This is a genomic window from Nocardioides xinjiangensis (genome assembly GCF_017916385.1).
Taxonomy (GTDB): domain Bacteria; phylum Actinomycetota; class Actinomycetes; order Propionibacteriales; family Nocardioidaceae; genus Nocardioides; species Nocardioides xinjiangensis.
In genome coordinates this window covers 2,389,615-2,404,646 of the sequence record NZ_JAFMSW010000001.1, presented here as the reverse complement: position 1 = coordinate 2,404,646, position 15,032 = coordinate 2,389,615, and the positions used below count along the sequence as shown (strand labels likewise).

At 73.9% G+C, this 15,032-nt stretch carries 15 protein-coding genes; 8 read left to right on the top strand and 7 right to left on the bottom strand.

The window, feature by feature from the left end; genetic code table 11:
* Positions 1 to 17: 17 nt before the first annotated feature.
* Together J3P32_RS11325 and J3P32_RS11320 are read left to right on the top strand one after the other, a co-directional pair.
* Positions 18 to 1,862: a glycoside hydrolase family 13 protein gene (locus J3P32_RS11325; protein WP_210439853.1), complete on the top strand. Its 1,845-nt coding sequence runs from the start codon at positions 18 to 20 to the stop codon at positions 1,860 to 1,862.
* 11 nt (positions 1,863 to 1,873) lie between these two features.
* Positions 1,874 to 3,082, top strand: coding sequence for a DUF4032 domain-containing protein (locus J3P32_RS11320; protein WP_210439852.1), 1,209 nt, complete (start codon positions 1,874 to 1,876; stop codon positions 3,080 to 3,082).
* A 22-nt stretch (positions 3,083 to 3,104) separates the two neighbouring features.
* On the opposite strand, the gene J3P32_RS11315 is transcribed toward J3P32_RS11320, so the two are convergent.
* Genes J3P32_RS11315 through cysS form a run of 3 tightly spaced genes read right to left on the bottom strand, consistent with a single transcriptional unit; the run spans position 3,105 to position 6,986 of the window.
* Entirely contained in the window at positions 3,105 to 4,619 is a 1,515-nt protein-coding gene (locus tag J3P32_RS11315) for a metallophosphoesterase (RefSeq protein WP_210439851.1), read from the bottom strand.
* 7 nt (positions 4,620 to 4,626) lie between these two features.
* A complete protein-coding gene (rlmB, locus tag J3P32_RS11310; protein ID WP_210439850.1) occupies positions 4,627 to 5,583 on the bottom strand; it encodes a 23S rRNA (guanosine(2251)-2'-O)-methyltransferase RlmB in 957 nt (318 codons plus the stop codon).
* Positions 5,584 to 5,585: 2 nt separating this feature from the next.
* The gene (gene cysS, locus J3P32_RS11305; protein WP_210439849.1) at positions 5,586 to 6,986 is read right to left on the bottom strand and encodes a cysteine--tRNA ligase; all 1,401 of its coding nucleotides are present in this window, start codon (positions 6,984 to 6,986) and stop codon (positions 5,586 to 5,588) included.
* 100 nt (positions 6,987 to 7,086) lie between these two features.
* Here cysS and J3P32_RS18505 point away from each other — a divergent pair, with 100 nt between their 5' ends.
* On the top strand, positions 7,087 to 8,289 hold the full coding sequence (locus tag J3P32_RS18505) for a peptidase C39 family protein (RefSeq protein ID WP_210439848.1): 1,203 nt from the start codon (positions 7,087 to 7,089) through the stop codon (positions 8,287 to 8,289).
* 43 nt (positions 8,290 to 8,332) lie between these two features.
* On the opposite strand, the gene J3P32_RS11295 is transcribed toward J3P32_RS18505, so the two are convergent.
* Positions 8,333 to 9,850, bottom strand: a complete 1,518-nt coding sequence (locus J3P32_RS11295; RefSeq protein WP_307807947.1) for a molybdopterin-dependent oxidoreductase — start codon at positions 9,848 to 9,850, stop codon at positions 8,333 to 8,335.
* 36 nt (positions 9,851 to 9,886) lie between these two features.
* Between J3P32_RS11295 and ispF the strand changes: the two genes are divergently transcribed.
* Both ispF and J3P32_RS11285 read left to right on the top strand, forming a co-directional pair.
* Entirely contained in the window at positions 9,887 to 10,372 is a 486-nt protein-coding gene (gene ispF, locus J3P32_RS11290) for a 2-C-methyl-D-erythritol 2,4-cyclodiphosphate synthase (protein WP_307807946.1), read from the top strand.
* Between the two features lie 12 nt (positions 10,373 to 10,384).
* On the top strand, positions 10,385 to 11,068 hold the full coding sequence (locus tag J3P32_RS11285) for an IspD/TarI family cytidylyltransferase (protein WP_210439846.1): 684 nt from the start codon (positions 10,385 to 10,387) through the stop codon (positions 11,066 to 11,068).
* Here the strand turns inward: J3P32_RS11285 and J3P32_RS11280 are convergent.
* Both J3P32_RS11280 and J3P32_RS11275 read right to left on the bottom strand, forming a co-directional pair.
* Positions 11,049 to 11,630 (bottom strand): 2-C-methyl-D-erythritol 4-phosphate cytidylyltransferase, encoded by a 582-nt coding sequence (locus J3P32_RS11280; protein WP_210439845.1) that lies wholly within the window; start codon positions 11,628 to 11,630, stop codon positions 11,049 to 11,051. The two genes, J3P32_RS11285 and J3P32_RS11280, sit on opposite strands and share 20 nt — an antisense overlap.
* 2 nt (positions 11,631 to 11,632) lie before the next feature.
* A complete protein-coding gene (locus J3P32_RS11275) occupies positions 11,633 to 12,118 on the bottom strand; it encodes a CarD family transcriptional regulator (RefSeq protein ID WP_210439844.1) in 486 nt (161 codons plus the stop codon).
* Between the two features lie 157 nt (positions 12,119 to 12,275).
* Here J3P32_RS11275 and J3P32_RS11270 point away from each other — a divergent pair, with 157 nt between their 5' ends.
* The 3 genes from J3P32_RS11270 to J3P32_RS11260 are packed head-to-tail and all read left to right on the top strand — an operon-like array spanning position 12,276 to position 14,209.
* On the top strand, positions 12,276 to 12,974 hold the full coding sequence (locus J3P32_RS11270) for a UbiA family prenyltransferase (protein ID WP_210439843.1): 699 nt from the start codon (positions 12,276 to 12,278) through the stop codon (positions 12,972 to 12,974).
* Positions 12,975 to 12,995: 21 nt separating this feature from the next.
* Positions 12,996 to 13,469: a hypothetical protein gene (locus J3P32_RS11265; protein WP_210439842.1), complete on the top strand. Its 474-nt coding sequence runs from the start codon at positions 12,996 to 12,998 to the stop codon at positions 13,467 to 13,469.
* Positions 13,466 to 14,209, top strand: a complete 744-nt coding sequence (locus tag J3P32_RS11260; protein ID WP_210439841.1) for a phosphoglyceromutase — start codon at positions 13,466 to 13,468, stop codon at positions 14,207 to 14,209. Before J3P32_RS11265 ends, J3P32_RS11260 begins: the two co-directional genes overlap by 4 nt.
* Before the next feature lie 57 nt (positions 14,210 to 14,266).
* On the opposite strand, the gene phoU is transcribed toward J3P32_RS11260, so the two are convergent.
* Complete coding sequence (gene phoU / locus J3P32_RS11255; protein WP_210439840.1) at positions 14,267 to 14,926, bottom strand: phosphate signaling complex protein PhoU; 660 nt, start codon at positions 14,924 to 14,926, stop codon at positions 14,267 to 14,269.
* Between the last annotated feature and the right edge of the window lie 106 nt (positions 14,927 to 15,032).

Genomic DNA, 15,032 nt, shown 5'->3' with positions numbered 1-15,032 from the left:
GAGGGAGGATGGGGCGTGTGAGCCTCCTCCGCCAGCCCCACCACGACGGCTCCCCGCTCCACGTCTCCGACGAGGCACCGGCCCTCGGCGACACCGTCACGGTCCGGGTCCGCACGAGCACCGACGACCCGGTCGACGCGATCTGGCTGCGCACGACGTACGACGCCGAGCCGGTCTACCACCCGACCACGCCGACCACCGACGGCGCGACCACGTGGTGGGCGGGCCGGCTGCCGGTCCACAACCCCGTCACGCACTACCGGTTCCTGCTGGTCCGCGACTCCGCGGACGGCCGCGGCCGGCAGGAGTGGCTGACCGGCGCGGGCCTCGTGGCCCACGACCCCCCGGACGCCGCGGACTTCAGGCTCACGGCGCACCCCGCCGCCCCCGACTGGGGCCGCGACGGCGTCGTCTACCAGGTCTTCCCCGACCGCTTCGCCCGCTCCGCGGCCGCCGACGAGCGACCCGTCCCCGACTGGGCGCTGCCGGCCGCCTGGGACGAGGAGGTCGTGTTCGAGGGCAGCGACCCGCGCACCCCGATGCAGCTCTTCGGCGGCGACCTCGACGGCATCGGCGAGCACCTCGACCACGTCGACGAGGTGGGCGCCGACATCCTCTACACGACCCCGGTCTTCCCCGGGGAGAGCAACCACCGCTACAACGCCACCACCTTCACCGAGGTCGACCCGCTGCTCGGCGGCAGCGAGGCGTACGCCCGGCTCAGCGCGGCGGTCCACGCCCGCGGCTGGCGCATCCTCGGCGACCTCACGACCAACCACACCGGCGACACGCACGAGTGGTTCCTCTCGGCCGTCGACGACCCGCACGACCCGCACCGCTCCTTCTACCACTTCGAGGACGACGGCAGCTACGCGTGCTGGATGGGCCACGGCACGCTGCCCAAGATCAACCACGCCAACCTCGACGCCCGCCACGCGATGGTGGACGGGCCGAGCTCCGTCGTGGGCCGGTGGCTGCAGCCGCCCTACGACCTGGACGGCTGGCGCATCGACGTGGCCAACATGACCGGACGGCTCGGCGCCGTCGACGTCGCCCACGACGTGGCGCGGACCGTCCGCGCCACCGCGGCGGCGCTGCGCGAGGACCCGTGGATCATCGGCGAGCACAACCACGACGCCTCCGGCGACGTGGACGGCGACGGCTGGCACGGCACGATGAACTACTCCGGCTTCTCCTGGCCGGTGTGGTCGTGGCTGCGCGACCCCTCCTCCCCCGCCCGGCCGTTCGGCCGGCCCGTGCCGGTCCCCCGGCGCGACGGGCCCACGGTCGTCGAGACGTTCCGGACCTGGCAGGGCGCGCTCGGCTGGCGCGCGACGACGTCGAGCTGGAACCTCCTGGGCTCGCACGACTCCGCGCGCATCCGCACCGTCGTCGGCGGCGACGCCGCCGTGCACCGGGTCGCCGCCGGGCTGCAGTTCACGCTGCCCGGGGTGCCCATGGTCTTCGCCGGCGACGAGATCGGGCTCGAGGGCGTCAACGGCGAGGACGCCCGCCGCACGATGCCGTGGAACCGCCGCGACGAGTGGGACACCCGCACCCTCGCGACGTACGGCGACCTGGCGCGGCTGCGGCGGGAGCGCCCTGCCCTGCGCCGCGGCGGACTGCGGTGGGCCCACGTCGACGCCGACACCATCGCCTACGTCCGCGAGCACCCCGAGGAGGCCGTCCTGGTCGTGGTGCGCCGCGCGGCCGGCGCGTCGTTCACGCTGCCGCTCCCGGCGGCCCGCCACCTGCTGGGCACCGAGCCCGGCGGCACCGACCTGCCCGCCGGCCCCGACGGGGTCGAGGTGCCCGCGGCGGACGGTCCTCGGGCCGACGTGTGGGAGCTCGGCACGGAGTAGCGTGTCTGGGCATGGCCATGCGGATCGTCGCGAGCCGGCCCGACCCGGCGATCCTCGGCCTGCCGTGGGACACCCCGCTCGAGGAGTGGCCGGACGACATCGTGGTGCCGCTGCCGCGCGGACTGTCGCGGCACGTGGTGCGCATCGTGCGGCTGGGCAGCAACGTCTACGCGGTCAAGGAGACCAACGACGCGATCGCCTTCCGCGAGTACCGGATGCTGCGCGACCTGCAGCGGCTCGGTCTCCCGGCGGTCGTGCCGCAGGGCGTCGTCACGGGCCGGGAGGCCGAGGACGGCGAGGAGCTGCCGGCCGCCCTGTTGACCCGGCACCTCCGCTTCTCCCTGCCCTACCGCAGCCTGTTCAGCCGCGGCATGGACGTCGAGCACGTGCCGACGCTCATCGACGCGATCGTCGTGCTCCTCGTGCGCCTGCACCTCGCGGGCTTCTACTGGGGCGACGTGTCGCTGTCCAACGTGCTCTTCCGGCGCGATGCCGGCGCGCTGGCGGCGTACCTCGTCGACGCCGAGACCGGTGAGCTGCACGAGACGGTCGGCGACCGGCTGCGCGAGTACGACATCACGGTCGGCTGCGAGAACATCTTCGCCGAGCTGATGGACCTCTCGGCGAGCGGCGCGGTGAAACGGCCGATCGACGGCTTCGCGATCATCGGCCACCTGCGCGAGCGCTACGACGCCCTCTGGTCCGAGCTGACCGGACTCGAGGAGTTCCGTGCCGACGAGATGTGGCGCATCGAGAGGCGCGTGGAGCGGCTCAACGACCTCGGGTTCGACGTCGACGAGCTCGACATCGTCACCGACCTCGACGGCGACACCGTCCGGATCCAGCCGAAGGTGGTCGACCTGGGCCACCACGCGCGCGAGATCCAGGCGCTGACCGGGATGACCGTCGAGGACAACCAGGCGCGCCGGCTGCTCAACGACCTCAACTCCTACACCGCCCACCACGACCTGGGCCGGGAGGACCGCCACCTGGTCGCCAGCCGGTGGATGCACGAGGTCTTCGAGCCGATCATGGCGATGATCCCGCCCGACGCGACCGGCAAGCTCGAGCCGGCCGAGATCTTCCACGAGATCCTCGAGCACCGCTGGTACCTCTCCGAGCAGGCGGGCCACGAGGTCGACATCCACGAGACCGCCCGCGACTACATCGAGCGCTTCCTCACCACGCGCCCGGACGAGGCGATCGCGGGCCAGGAGTAGTCCAGGGCGGCGGGCGGGCTGCTCAGCCCGGCTCGACAGGGCTCCAGTCGCCCACCAGCCACGACCCGTCGGTGCGCAGCCGCACCCACTGGAGGCCCGTCGGACGCCCCTCGGCGTACGTCACCAGGGTGACGTCGGCGTCGCGCCGCGGCTTGCTGCCCAACGCGATGGCGTACGCCGCCCCGCCGGTGGTGCCGTTGGTCCAGGAGTAGCCCGTGCTGCCGTCCTCGCCGGTCACGGCCGTCGGACCGGCCTGCACGTGGGTGTGCCCGCCGAGGACGAGGTCGACGCAGCCGCGGGCGAGCACCTCGCGGCCGAGGTTCGCGTCGTGCACGAGCACCGTGCTCACCCGCTCGCCGTCCGCCGCGGCCGCGCAGGCCGCGTCGGCCAACCGGTCCCCGACCTCGGTGAAGCTCAGCCCGCTCTCGTCGCGCCAGCTGCCGAGCCCGCTGCTGCGCGGGTCGTCGACGCCGAGCAGCGTGCCGCCCCACGGCGCGTCGACCACCTCGCCGTCGAGCATCGTCCACCCCTGGTCGGCGAGGTACCCGCTGACGAACGGGCCGTGGTCGTGGTTGCCGGCGACGCCGAAGCGCTCCCAGTCCGCGAACGCGCCCTGCAGCGAGTCCAGGCTGAAGGCCTCCCACGGCTGGCCGGTCGAGGTGTCGTCGCCGGCGTCGAGCACCACCGTCGCGCCCGCGGCGTCCCCGATGGCTCGCGCGACCCGGTCCATGCCGATGTTGTCGTGGCGGTCGCTCACCAGCACGGCGACGGTCTCGTCGTCGGCGGGCACGCGCAGGCCCTGCGCGACCAGCCCCGCGGCCCCGTCGGCGGCCGCGGTGTAGAAGGCCTTGCTCTTGTCGTAGGTGTCGATCGCGCTCAGCACCAGCCGCTTGCTCTGCGTCGTCACCGGTCCGGTCCGCACCTCGATCCCGCGCACCTCGGCGGGCAGGACGACATCGGGCCCGGCAAGCTCGGCGAGGGTCTGCCACGAGCCCTGCTCCTCCTGGGTCTCCTCGTCGGAGTGCCACGGCTGCCACACCAGCACCGGCAGGACGAGCAGGAGGCCGAGGGCCACGACGCCCTCGCGGGTCCCGACCCCGCGGAACAGCTCGCCGCGCCGGTGCTGGCCGAGCAGCAGGTAGAACGCGACGGGCACCAGCCCCACGGCGAGTCCGCGGAGCGCGGCCGAGACGGCCATGTCGACCACCACGTCGCGCACCTTGTCGATCGGGGCCGTGGGGTCGCCCGCGATGAGGGCGTAGCGCTCGACGAGCTCCTCGATCGAGCCCACCTCGGTCTTGCCGAGCGTCAGGGTGACCCCGACCGGGGCCACGTCGCGGAACCGGAAGTCCGGCAGCAGCGGGCCGGTCTCGACCACCGCGTCGCGTGCCAGCGTGGGGCGCACGACGGTGTCGTGGCCGACGAGCACCACGGTGCGGGTGCTGTTGAGGAAGAGGGAGACCGCGACCGCCGTGCCGAGCAGCAGGCTGACGCCGGCCAGGGCGGCGGCCACGAGCAGCCGGCGCGGGAGGCTCATCCGCGGCTCATGCCAGGCGGGCCTGCGAGATCGCGTAGAGGGCGACCGACGCGGCCACGCCGGCGTTGAGCGACTCCAGCTGGCCGGCCATCGGGATCGACACGATCTGGTCGCACGTCTCCGTGACCAGGCGGCCGAGGCCCTTGCCCTCCGAGCCGACCACGACGACGAGCGGCCCCTCGGCGAGCCCGCCGGACGCGACGAGCTCCGGGAGCGTCAGATCGCCGTCGGCGGCCAGTCCGACCACCATGCAGCCGGCCTCCTGGTACGCCTTGAGCTGGCGGGTGAGGTTGACCGTCTGGGCCACGGGCAGCCGGGCGGCCGCGCCGGCGCTGGTCTTCCACGCCGAGGCGGTCATGCCGGCGGCGCGACGCTCGGGGATGAGCACCCCGTGCGCCCCGAAGCCGGCGGCCGAGCGGATCACCGCGCCGAGGTTGCGCGGGTCGGTGACCTGGTCGAGCGCGACGATGAGCGGCGGCTCCCTGTCGTCCTCGGCGCGCTGGAGGAGGTCGTCGGCGTGGGCGTACTCGTACGCCGGCAGCCGGGCGGCGAGGCCCTGGTGCACGGCGCCGCCGGTCATCCGGTCCATCTCGTTGCGGGTAACCTCGAGCATCGTCAGGCCGCGCTCGGCGGCGAGCCGGAACGCCTCGCGCATCCGGCCGTCGCGCTCGGCGCCCTCCGCGACGTACACGGCCGCGACCGGGACGCCGCCCTGGAGCAGCTCGACCACGGAGTTGCGCCCCGCCGCCCACTCGGCGTCGGCCGTCGTGCGCCGCTTCGGCCGGGCCCGCTCCTTCTCGGCACGGGCCGCCAGCTTGTGCGCCTTGTGGTAGGGCCGGTCCTTCGCCTTCGGGGTGGGGCCCTTGCCCTCGAGCCCGCGCCGGACGCGGCCGCCGGACCCGGCGGTGGGGTTGCCCTTGCCCGACTTCTTGATCGCGCCCTTGCGCTTGGAGTTGCCTGCCATGGTCACACGCTCCACTTCGGGCCGGTCGGGGTGTCCTCGACCTCGATGCCGGCCGCCTTGATCTGGTCGCGGATGGCGTCGGCGCGCGCCCAGTCCCGGGCCTCGCGCGCCGCCGTCCGCTCGGCCAGGAGACCCCTGACCAGGGCGTCGACCACGTCGGTCAGCCGGTCGTCGGAGCCGTCGGTGGCCCACGCGGTGTCCGCCGGGTTGAGGCCGAGCACGTCGAGCATCGCGATCACCTCGCCGAACGTCCGGCTCAGCGCGTCGGAGGCGCCGTCGGCGAGCAGCCGGTTGCCCTCGCGCACGGACTCGTGGATGACCGCGACGGCGGCCGGCGTGCCGAGGTCGTCGTCCATCGCCGCCACGAACGCGTCGGGCAGCGCCGCGAACCAGGTGCCGACGACCGGGGCGGCACGGTCGAGGAAGTCCTCGATCCGCCGGAACGCCCGCGCCGACTCCTCCAGCGCCTCGAAGCTGAACTCGACGTGCGAGCGGTAGTGCGCCGCGACCATGTAGTAGCGCAGCTCGATCCCCCGCACGCGCTGGAGCACCGACGGGATGAGCAGCGAGTTGCCCAGCGACTTGCTCATCTTCTCGCCGGCGGTCGTGATCCACGCGTTGTGCAGCCAGTAGGACGCGAACGGACGGCCCGCCGCACGGGACTGCGCCTGCTCGTTCTCGTGGTGGGGGAAGCGCAGGTCGACACCGCCGCCGTGGACGTCGAAGGCCGGCCCGAGGTACTTGCCGGCCATGGCGGAGCACTCGATGTGCCAGCCGGGGCGGCCGCGCCCCCACGGGGACGGCCAGGACGCGGTGCGCGGCTCGGTGCCCTCCTTCCAGCCCTTCCAGAGGGCGAAGTCGCGCGGGTCGCGCTTGCCGCGCGGGTCGGCGTCGCCGGCGGGCTCCATGTCCTCGACCCGCTGGCGGGTCAGCTCGCCGTACGACGGCCAGCTGCGGACGTCGAAGTAGACGTCGCCGCTGCCGTCCTCGGCGGCGTAGGCGTGCCCGCGGGCGATGAGCTGCTCGATGAGCTCGACGATCTCCGGCACGTGGCCGGTCGCGCCCGGCTCGTACGTCGGCGGCAGCACGTTGATCGCCGCCAGGGCGGCGTCGAGCTCGCGCTTCATCGCCGCCGCGAGGGCGTACCAGTGGACTCCCTGCTCCGCGGACTTGGCGAGGATCTTGTCGTCGATGTCGGTCACGTTGCGGATGAAGTCGACGTCGTAGCCGGTCGCGGTGAGCCACCGCCGGAGCACGTCGAAGTTGACCGCGGAGCGCACGTGGCCCACGTGCGGCTCCGACTGCACCGTGAGGCCGCACACGTAGATCCCCGCCCGGCCGGGGACCAGGGGGACGAAGTCGCGGGTCTCGCGCGTCGCGGTGTCGTGGAGCCTCAGAGTCACCCGGCAGAGTCTAGGTGCGCGGCCCGTGCAACACCGAAGTGAGCGGGACGGGCTGTGTGACTCATGGGACACATGGGAAATTCCGGGCTATCGTCGAGCAGTGCTCCGACGTGCTGCGGCCCTCTCCCTCCCCTTCCTCCTCGCGACCTCGCTCGTCCCGTCCGCGGGCGCTGCGAGCCCGGCGGACGCGCGCAAGCGGTCGACACCGCAGGTCGCACTGACGTCGTGGAGCAGCTACGCCGACCTCAAGGCCGGCAGGCGCGCGGGCCTGAAGCTCGGCCGCGGCCACGTCTCCCTGCTCGACCCGTCGCCGCGCACCGTGGCCGGCAAGGCCTACGAGGCCGGGACGTGGACGTCGCCCTGGGCGACGCCCGGGTTCGCCGCGACCGCGCTGGTCCCGAGCTGGGAGGCCACGACCCCGGGCCGCACCCTGGTGCGCGTCGAGGTCCGCGGGCGCGGCGCCGACGGCCGGACCGGCAGCTGGGACACCGTCGCCGACTGGTCGCGCACCAACCGCCCGGTGCCGCGCACCACCTACTCCGGACAGGCCGACGACCTCGGTCGGGTCAGCGCCGACACGTGGTTCGCCACCACCGCGGTCACCTCCTGGCAGGTGCGGGTGACGCTCATGCGGCCCCGCGGCGGCGCCCAGGCGGTCACCCTCGAGCGCGTCGGCGCGGTGGCCTCGCTCAACGAGACGGCACCGAGGCGCACGTCGGCCCCCGGTCCCGCCGCCGGCACGGTGCTGCCCGTGCCGACGTACTCCCAGATGACGCACAGCGGGCACTACCCGAAGTGGGGCGGCGGTGGCGAGGCGTGGTGCTCGCCGACCTCGACCGCGATGGTGCTCGGCTACTACGGCATCTCGCCGGCACCGGCGGGCATCGCGCCAGGGCATGCCGACGCCGTGGTCGACCACACCGCCAAGATGGTCTACGACCACGGCTACCGCGGCACCGGCAACTGGGCGTTCAACACCGCCTACGCCGCGACCCTGGTCGGCGGCGACAGCTACGTCACGCGCCTGCGCGACCTGCGCGAGGCCGAGGACCACATCGCGGCGGGTGTGCCGCTCGTGGTCTCGATCGCGTTCGGCCGCAACCAGCTCGCCGGTGCGCCGATTTCGGCGAGCAACGGCCACCTGCTGGTGGTCGTGGGGTTCGAGGCGGACGGCGACGTCGTCGTCAACGACCCGGCCGGCGCGAGCAACGGCCAGGTGCGGCGCACCTACGACCGGGCCCAGTTCGAGCGACTGTGGATCGCCGCGTCGGGCGGCACGGCGTACGTCATCCGCAACGGCTGAGCGGACCTCACCCGGCCCACAAGGCTCCGCCGGCTCACCCGGCTCACCCGGCGCTGAAGCCGACGGTGTGCCACCCGGTGGCGCCGTCGGGGTCGGGCGCGCGCACGACGCTCGTCTGGGTCTCGCCGTCCTTGCCGACCGCGCGGACCCGGACCTCGTGGTCGCCCTCGTCCACGTCGAGGGTGAGCGCCCACTGGACCCAGGTGTCGACCGACGGCACCTGGCCGAGCTGGGCGGCCTGCCACTCCCCTCCGTCGAGCTGCACCTCCACGGACGCCACCCCGGTGTGCTGGTGCCACGCGACACCACCGAAGGAGACCGATCCCGCCGCGACCTCGTCGCCGGCGCGGGGGACGTCGATGCGGGAGGCGATCTTCACCGGCCCGAGGGCCGACCAGCCCTTGCCGGTCCAGTAGCCGGTCGACCGGGCGAAGGTGCTCACCTCCAGGTCGACCACCCACTTCGTGGCCGAGACGTAGCCGTAGAGGCCCGGCACGACGGTGCGGACCGGGAAGCCGTGCTCGATGGGCAGCGGCCGGCCGTTCATCGCCACCGCCAGCATCGCGTCGCGGTCGTCGGTCAGCACCTCGAGCGGGGTGACGCAGGTCCAGCCGTCGTGGGAGGTCTGGAGGACGCAGTCGGCCCCCGACGAGACGCCGAGTCCGGCGAGCAGGTCGGCGATCCGGACGCCGCTCCACCGGGCGTTGCCCACCAGCCCCCCGCCGACCTCGTTGCTCACGCAGCTGAGCGTGATCCACGACTCGGTGACCTGGCGTCGCACGAGGTCGGAGTAGGTCAGCGTCAGCTCGCGGTCGACCATCCCGTGGATGCGCAGCGACCACTCGTCCGGCTCGATCGTGGGCAGCGCGATGGCGGTGTCGATCCGGTAGAAGTCCGCGGTCGGGGTCTGCCACGGCGCGATGCCGGGCAGCCCCAGCGACGTCGCGGCGGGCGGCTCGCGCCGGGTGACGCCCGGGATGCGGAGCAGCCGCCGGCTCACCTCCACGTGCCGGCGACCCGCACCGACGAGGCGCCCCGCGACGGCGATGCCGACCGTCGCGACCGCCACGACGCCCGCGACCATCACGAAGACCCGGCGCTCGTGCGACTCCAGCTCCGGCCGGCGCCGGGCGCGGTCGAGCGCGTCGGTCAGCGCCGAGTGCAGCGTGATCCAGGTGACGAGGCCGACCGCGACGGGCAGTGCGTCGACGGGTCCCGCCCCGCGCTGCACCGTGACGGCGACCAGGCCGACGGCTGCGAGCACCAGCCACACCAGGATCGGCGGCCACCACGCGCGCCGGGCGAGCACACCGGCCCAGGCGAAGCAGGCGAGCAGCAGCACGAGCACCCCGGCGATCAGCACCGGCTTGTCGAGGTGGCCGAGCACCGCGATGGCGCGTTCGGCGACCGGGCCGGGGGTGAGCCTGATGACCAGCTCGGCGACCGCGACCACCGGGGACTCGCGGATGGTGAGCACCATCGCCGTCGCGTAGCTCGTCGCGAGCCCGGCGAGCCCGGCGAGGACTCCGGCGAGGGCCCACAGGGGACGGCGTGTGGTCACGGGCCCATTGTGACGGCCGTCGGGCATGATGCCGACGTGACCTCTCCCCTCCCCGTGCCGCGGATCGGTGTCGGCACCGACGTGCACCGCCTCGTCGCGGGCGTGCCCATGCACCTCGCCGGGCTGGCCTGGCCCGACGAGCCGGCCGGGCTCGAGGGCCACTCGGACGCCGACGTCGCGGCGCACGCCGCGTGCGACGCGCTCTTCTCGGCCGCCGGCCTGGGCGACCTGGGCACCCACTTCGGCACCGCCGAGCCCGAGTGGGCCGGCGCGTCCGGGGCCAGCCTGCTCGCGGAGACCGCCCGCCGGGTCCGCGCCGCGGGGTGGGAGATCGGCAACGTCGCCGTGCAGGTCATCGGCAACGTGCCGCGCCTCGGCGCTCGCCGTGACGAGGCCGCGACGGCCCTGTCGGCCGCGGTCGGCGCACCGGTGAGCGTCTCGGCCACGACGACCGACGGCCTCGGCCTCACCGGTCGCGGCGAGGGCGTGGCGGCGATCGCCACCGCCCTCGTCGTGCGCTGAGGAGGGCACGCCGTGTCGACCGCCGTCGTGATCCTGGCCGCCGGCTCCGGCAGCCGGGTCGGGGCCGGGCGCAACAAGGTGCTGCTGCCGCTGCGCGGCGTCCCCGTCCTGGTGTGGTCGCTGCGCGACGCGCTGGCGCTGCCGGACGTACGCCGGGTCCTGCTCGTGGTGCGGCCCGCGGACCGGTCGGCGGTGGAGTCGGCGGTGGCCCCCCACCTGGGGGACCGCGAGGTCCTCGTGGTCGACGGCGGGGCGACCCGCCACGCGTCGGAGTGGGCGGCGCTCCGGGTGCTCGCCGCGGACATCGACTCCGGCGAGGTCGACGTCGTGGTGGTCCACGACGGCGCCCGGCCCCTGGCCGGTCCCTCCCTCTGGCGGGCCGCGGCGGCAGCCGCGCTCCGCACGGGCGGCGCGGTCCCGGTCGTCCCGGCGACGCAGCTCCTGCACGCCGACCTCACGCCGGTCGCCGACGGCGTCGGGGCCGTCCAGACACCGCAGGCCTTCCGCGCCGGCGAGGTGCTCGCGGCCTACCGTGCGGCGGCGCGCGACGGCTTCGAGGGCACCGACACGTCCGCGTGCGTCGCGGCCTACCGCGACGTGGAGGTGGCCGCCGTGCCCGGCAGCGCCCTGAACCTCAAGGTCACGTTCCCCGAGGACGTGGCCCTCGCGGAGGAGCTCAGCCCAGCGGGCTCGTGAGGGCCTCGAGCAGCCGGACGTCGTCGGGGGACGCCACCCGTCGCCCCTCGGGCGGCGCCTCCACCGTGTCGACCGCGTGACCGGAGGCGGCGAGGTCCGCGACCGCTCGGGCGAGGTCGGACGAGGGGCGCCGTGGCACGGCTGCGAGGACCCGCGCCGGGACGACGAGCGGTGACGCCACCGCGAGCAGCCCGTCGCGGTCGAGGGTCTCGCCGAGCAGTCCCGCGGCCACCACCTTCACCGTGTCGGTGACGGGACGGACCCCGACCACGCACCGCCCGGTCCGTCGGGCCCGGTCGAGGCAGGCGGCGATGAAGGCGGGCGGGGTCATCGGGCACAGCGCGTCGTGCAGGACCAGGTCGGCGCCCGCGGCAGCCAGCTCGGACCACGGCACGCTCGCGTCGACCAGGTCCACCCCGGCCTCCCCCACCGCCCACGCGGCACAGGCCACCAGGGCCTCGCCGTGCACCAGCGAGTAGGGCAGGGCGCCGCGCTCCTCGTCCAGAACGAGACCGAGGCCCCGGGGAGCGTCGTCCCAGGGGCCTCGGTCGGCGTCGTCCACGCTCAGGAGGCGAGCACCTCGTCGAGCATGGCCTCGGCCTTGTCCTCGTTGGTCTTCTCGGCGAGCGCGAGCTCGGAGACCAGGATCTGACGTGCCTTGGCGAGCATCCGCTTCTCGCCGGCCGAGAGGCCGCGGTCCCGCTCGCGGCGCCACAGGTCGCGGACGACCTCCGACACCTTCATCACGTCGCCGGAGTGCAGCTTCTCGAGGTTCGCCTTGTAGCGACGCGACCAGTTGGTCGGCTCCTCGACGTGCGCCGCGCGGAGCACGTCGAAGACGCGGTCGAGGCCCTCGCGGTCGACGACGTCACGGACGCCGACGAGGTCGAGGTTGCAGGCCGGGACGCGCACGACGAGGTCCTGCTGTGCGACGATCCTGAGGACGAGGTACTGCCGGTCCTCTCCCTTGATCTTCCGCATCTCGATGTCCTCGATGACTGCGGCCCCGTGATTGGGATAGACGACCGTTTCGCCGACGGTGAAAGTCATGTGTTCAGTTCCCCTTCCTAGGTGTCCATTCTAACACGGGTTCGAACCGGCTCCCGACGCGTTTGCGCAGGTCAGAGGGCACATCCGGGCTTGACAGATCGCATGTTCCTGTGGTGCGCGCCCCGCGCCGGCACGCCGCTGGTCCATACTTCGGCCCATGCCGACGACCCCGTCGCTGCTCCTCGTGAGGGCGGCGCACCCCCGCCAGGCGCTCGCGACCGCCGCTGTCCTCGCGGCCGCCGCGGCCGTGGCGGGCCGTCCTCCGCGCGAGGTCGCGCTGGTGGCGGCGACCGTCCTGGTGGGCCAGTCGCTGCTCGGATGGGCCGACGACCTCGCCGATCGTCGCCGCGACGCCCGCCGGCGCCCCGACAAGCCGCTCAGCGGCGACCGGCTGGACCCGGCGACGGTCTGGTTCGCGCTGACGTGCGCGGTGCTGCTCGTCGTGCCGCTCTCCGTCGCGCACGGCAGGCGCGCCGGAGCGACGTACCTGGCCCTCCTCGCCGTCTCGGCGATCGGCGACCGGCTGCTGCACGCCCGGCCGCTGTCGTTCGTGCCGTGGATGGTGAGCTTCGCGCTCTACCCGGCCTTCCTCGCCTACGGCGGGTGGGCCGGCGTCGGCGCCCCCACGCCGCCGACCGAGGTCATGGTCGCGCTCGCCGCCGTCCTCGGCGTCGCGGTGCACGTCCTGCTCGCCCTGCCGGGCCTGGTCCACGACCACGAGGAGGGCGAGCGGTCGCTGCCGATGCTGCTGGCCCTGCGCACGGGCACCCCTCGCCTGCTGCTGCTGGCCGGCGCGCTGACGGCCCTCGTGGTCGCCGCGATCCTGATCGCAGGGCGGACCGTCGGGCTGACCTGAGCCGACGCTAGGCTGTGCGCCATGCGACTTCGACCCCTCGCGACCGCCTGCGCGGTCCTCGCGCTCGCCGCGCCGCTGTCGTCGTGCGGCTTCGACTACGCCACCGATCGCGAGTACGACGTCAACAGCGCCGCCGAGAACCGTGAGGGCACCGTCGACGTCCTGTCCGCGGTCGTGGTCTCCGCGACCGAGGGGTCCGGCACCTTCATCGCGTCGCTGTCCAACAACGACGTCGACGACGAGCAGACCTTCACCGGCGTGTCCGGCGACGAGGGCGAGTCCATCGAGGCGGGCGAGTTCGAGCCCGTCGCCATCCCCGCCGGGGGTCTGGTCAACCTCGCCGAGTCCGAGACCGGGGTCGTGCTCACAGGCGACTTCGGTGCCGGCGAGTTCATCCCGCTGGCCGTCGACTTCGGCAACGGCGAGCGGGTCACGCTCGAGGTCCCCGTCGTCAGCAACGACTCCGGCTACTGGGAAGGCCTCGACGCCTCATGACGCACACCCTGGTCCTGCTCCGCCACGGCGAGAGCGAGTGGAACGCCAAGAACCTGTTCACCGGCTGGGTCGACGTGGCCCTCACCGAGAAGGGCGTGCGCGAGGCGGTCCGCGGCGGCGAGCTGATGCGCGAGGCCGACCTGCGCCCCGACGTGGTCCACACCTCGCTGCAGCGGCGCGCGATCAACACCGCGTGCCTGGCCCTCGACGCCGCCGACCGCCACTGGATCCCGGTGAAGCGCTCGTGGCGGCTCAACGAGCGCCACTACGGCGCCCTGCAGGGCAAGGACAAGAAGCAGACGCTCGAGCAGTACGGCGAGGAGCAGTTCATGCTCTGGCGCCGCTCCTTCGACGTCCCCCCGCCGCCGCTCGACGACAGCGACGAGTTCTCGCAGGCGGGCGACCCGCGCTACGCCGACCTCGGCGAGGAGATGCCCCGCACCGAGTGCCTGAAGGACGTCATCGCCCGGTTCCTCCCCTACTGGGAGTCCGAGATCGTCCCCGACCTCCGCTCCGGCCGGACGGTGCTGGTCGCCGCCCACGGCAACAGCCTGCGGGCCCTGGTGAAGCACCTCGACCAGATCAGCGACGAGGACATCGCCGGGCTCAACATCCCGACCGGCATGCCGCTGGTCTACCGCCTCGACGAGGACCTGCGCCCCACCGTCGCCGGCGGGGAGTACCTCGACCCGGAGGCCGCCGCCGCGGCCGCCGCGGCCGTCGCCAACCAGGGTCGCTGAGCCGCCGTCCCTCAGCCGGTCGCCGCGCGGGACGCGCGGCGGTGACGGGACGTCGGCTCAGGCGCGGGCCGGGCGGGTCGGCAGGTCGCCGGTGACGACGAACACGACCCGGTTGGCGACCGACACGGCGTGGTCGGCGATGCGCTCGTAGTAGCGGCCCAGCAGGGCGATGTCGACGGCCGCCTCGACCCCGTGCTCCCAGTCCTTGGACAGCAGCTCGGTGAAGCTGCGGCGGCGCAGCTGGTCCATGACCTCGTCGTCGCGGCCCAGCTCGATCGCTGCGTCGACGTCGCGGTCGATGATGATGCCGCGGACGCGGCGGACCATGTCCTCGGCCGTCTCGGCCATCCGCTCCATCGTCGGGCGCAGCTCGTCCGGCACCGCGACGGCAGGCACGCGGAGCCGGGCGATCTTGGCGACGTGGACCGAGAGGTCGCCCATCCGCTCGAGCTCGCTGACCATGCGGAGCGCGGAGACGATGATCCGCAGGTCGCCGGCGACGGGCTGCTGCAGGGAGAGCAGCGCGAAGGCGGTGTCCTCGACGCGCTCGCGCGCCGCGTCGATCACCTTGTCGTTGCTGATGACCTGGTCGGCGGTGTGGACGTCGCCGGTCATCAGGGCACGGGTGGCCTCGCGGACGGCGGTCTCGACCTGGCCGCAGATCTCGGACAGGTCGGCGAAGATGCCGTCGAGCTGGTCATGGAAAGCCTCACGCATGCCTCGACTGTAGGCACCCGAAGCGAACAGACGTGCGTGCCCGGTGAACGAGGGATGAACACTCCGTGCCGGGTGTCCAGCAGGGCTGGCCGCCGGTGCCCGATGC